At 51.8% G+C, this 2,662-nt stretch carries 3 protein-coding genes; all 3 read left to right on the top strand.

Going from position 1 to position 2,662, the window contains the following annotated elements; translation table 11 throughout:
* Nucleotides 1–556, top strand: a 556-nt coding sequence (locus B2067_RS02790) for a class I SAM-dependent methyltransferase (protein WP_301387368.1), incomplete at its 5' end; no start/stop codon positions are given.
* Between the two features lie 35 nt (nt 557–591).
* Nucleotides 592–1,089, top strand: coding sequence for a pyridoxamine 5'-phosphate oxidase family protein (locus B2067_RS02785; RefSeq protein WP_068437816.1), 498 nt, complete (start codon nt 592–594; stop codon nt 1,087–1,089).
* Between the two features lie 304 nt (nt 1,090–1,393).
* Nucleotides 1,394–2,617, top strand: coding sequence for an ammonium transporter (locus tag B2067_RS02780; protein ID WP_297530617.1), 1,224 nt, complete (start codon nt 1,394–1,396; stop codon nt 2,615–2,617).
* Nucleotides 2,618–2,662 lie beyond the last annotated feature (45 nt).

The raw sequence follows: 2,662 nt of genomic DNA, 5'->3' as shown, positions 1-2,662 counted from the left end.
CTATCTCGATACAGGCTTGTTCCTTGATCACCGGCCGACACGTCTGCATATCGCGAAACAGGCGGGCGGTAAGCGTTTCCTTAACCTGTTCTGCTATACGGCGACCGCGTCGCTGCATGCCGCGGTAGCCGGGGCAAAGACGACCAGTGTGGACATGTCGCGGACTTACCTCAACTGGGGGCGTGATAATTTCCGTGCTAATGATCTGAACCCGGACGGGCACAGTTTTATTCAGGCCGACTGCCTGCAGTGGCTGAAAGACGACACCGGCGAGTACGATCTTATCTTTATGGACCCGCCGACTTTTTCAAACTCGAAGCGTATGGAAGGCGTACTCGATATTCAGCGTGACCACGTTGACCTGATCCGCATGGCGATGGACCGGCTGGCACCGGGCGGAACACTGATCTTCTCTAACAACCTGCGTAAGTTCAGCCTCGACCGTGAAGCCCTGTCAGAGTTCAGCATCCGGGATGTGACTGGCAAGTCGATCCCTAAGGACTTCGAACGTCGCCAGAATATTCATGTGTGTTTTGAAATTTCGCACGGCAATTAAACTTTAAGTTTAGCTTAACCAGGGAGGGTTAAAGCATGTCATTAAAATCGAACTGGCCACAAATCAAACGCACGTTAGAGCAGTCGCAGACCTCAGCAGTGCACTGCTCTATTGCGACGGTCTGTCCTGACGGTACTCCGCATATTACCCCTGTCGGCACGGTATTCCTCCGTGATGATCAGACAGGGTTCTTCTTCGATCACTACGCAGTGTCATTGGGTGAGAACATAGACTCGAACCCAAGCGTCTGCGTGTCGGCAGTAAATGTGGGGCGCTGGTTCTGGCTTAAGTCGCTGCTAACAGGACGTTTTGCCTCGGAACCCGGAGTCCGGCTCTACGGCAAAGCTGGCCCGGCACGGCCAGCCACGTCTGAAGAACTCCAGATGATTCATAAACGCGTTGCTTCGACCCAGTGGTTGAAGGGAGCACGGATGCTCTGGAGTGATTTTGAGATAGTCAGAGACATCGAGTTTACTGATTTTAGGCCCGTGGCCTATCCAATGATGATGGATGGGATGTGGCCTGCAGATTGAATGCACTATTGAAGTGCAATCACATTTTCTGTGTTAGATGTTGGTGCCATATTGGGGTGGGTTTGGTTGATCATTCTTTTCGCGTACGAATTCCTGCATCACGCTAGCGCACGTCAGCTCTATAGTTGTGCGTTTTCTATTGCTCGATTGTCGCAAAGTGGACAAAGTGGCACGCCTTCTGCTTAAACGTTCCCCTATCGAAGGATTCTAATGGGCTTTTGCCCTGATGTTGCGCAAAGGGCACCGCTAGAGTGCGCCGCGCCAAATACACATTTAACGAACTATCAGAGGACAACTCGTGGATATCACAGGTATCAACTCCGCTGTCGAAACTCTTATGTACAGCGCGAACACAATGTTTATTCTGCTGGGTGCCATCATGGTACTGGCGATGCACGCGGGCTTCGCATTTCTAGAGGTCGGTACAGTACGTCATAAGAACCAGGTAAATGCTCTGGTAAAAATCATTACTGATTTCGGTATCTCAACCATTGCCTATTTCTTCATCGGTTATCAGGTAGCCTACGGCATGGATTTCTTCGCCAGTGCTGCGGAGCTGACTGAAAACAATGGCTATGAGCTGGTGAAGTTCTTCTTCCTGCTGACCTTTGCGGCGGCAATTCCAGCCATTATTTCTGGTGGTATTGCTGAGCGTGCGAAGTTTTACCCAATTCTGATTGCTTCTGCCCTGACGGTTGCATTCGTATATCCATTTTTTGAAGGCATCATCTGGAACGGGAATGCCGTTTTTGGTTTCAGCCTGCAAGCATGGTTAGAAGAAACGTACGGTGCTGGCTTCCACGATTTCGCAGGCTCAGTCGTTGTGCACGGTGTTGGTGGCTGGATTGCCTTTGCAGCTGTCTTCCTGCTGGGCGCTCGTCGTGGCCGTTACCGTGACGGTAAAGTCACCGCGTTCGCGCCATCAAACATTCCGTGGTTGGCTATGGGCGCGTGGATTCTGACTGTTGGCTGGTTTGGCTTTAACGTGATGTCAGCGCAAACGCTGGATGGCATTTCAGGTCTGGTTGCTGTTAACAGCCTGATGGCGATGGTTGGCGGTGTTGTTGTTGCAATGATCGTTGGTCGCAATGACCCGGGCTTTATCCACAACGGTCCTCTGGCAGGTCTGGTTGCTGTGTGTGCGGGTTCAGACGTTCTGCATCCCATAGGTGCTCTGCTGGTCGGTGGTGTTGCTGGTGCGCTGTTTGTGTGGGTATTCACTCTGGCTCAGAACAAGTTCCCTAAATTCGATGACGTACTTGGTGTATGGCCTCTGCACGGCCTGTGTGGCGCGTGGGGCGGCATTGCCTGCGGTATCTTCGGCACAGAAGCAATGGGCGGCCTTGGTGGCGTCAGCCTGATGTCACAGCTGATTGGTACTGTTGCTGGTATCGCAGTCGCTCTGATTGGTGGTTTTATCGTGTACGGTCTGGTGAAGGCTGTATCGGGTATTCGCCTGAGCGAAGAAGAAGAGTTCAACGGTGCTGACCTGTCGATCCATAAGATTGGTTCGACTAACAACGACTGATTTTCAGTACTGTTGAAAAAACCCGCTTCGGCGGGTTTTTTTATG

Origin of the sequence: Thalassolituus sp. UBA2590, from assembly GCF_002339775.1 — a bacterium.
Lineage (GTDB): Bacteria > Pseudomonadota > Gammaproteobacteria > Pseudomonadales > Oceanobacteraceae > Thalassolituus.
Note: the sequence above shows the minus strand (reverse complement) of the source record. Positions and strands in the feature narration are given on the sequence as shown.

Excerpts from the sequence above, each read along its gene's own strand:
- B2067_RS02785 (WP_068437816.1), top strand. The coding sequence starts at position 592 with ATGTCATTAAAATCGAACTGGCCACAAATCAAACGCACGTTAGAGCAG.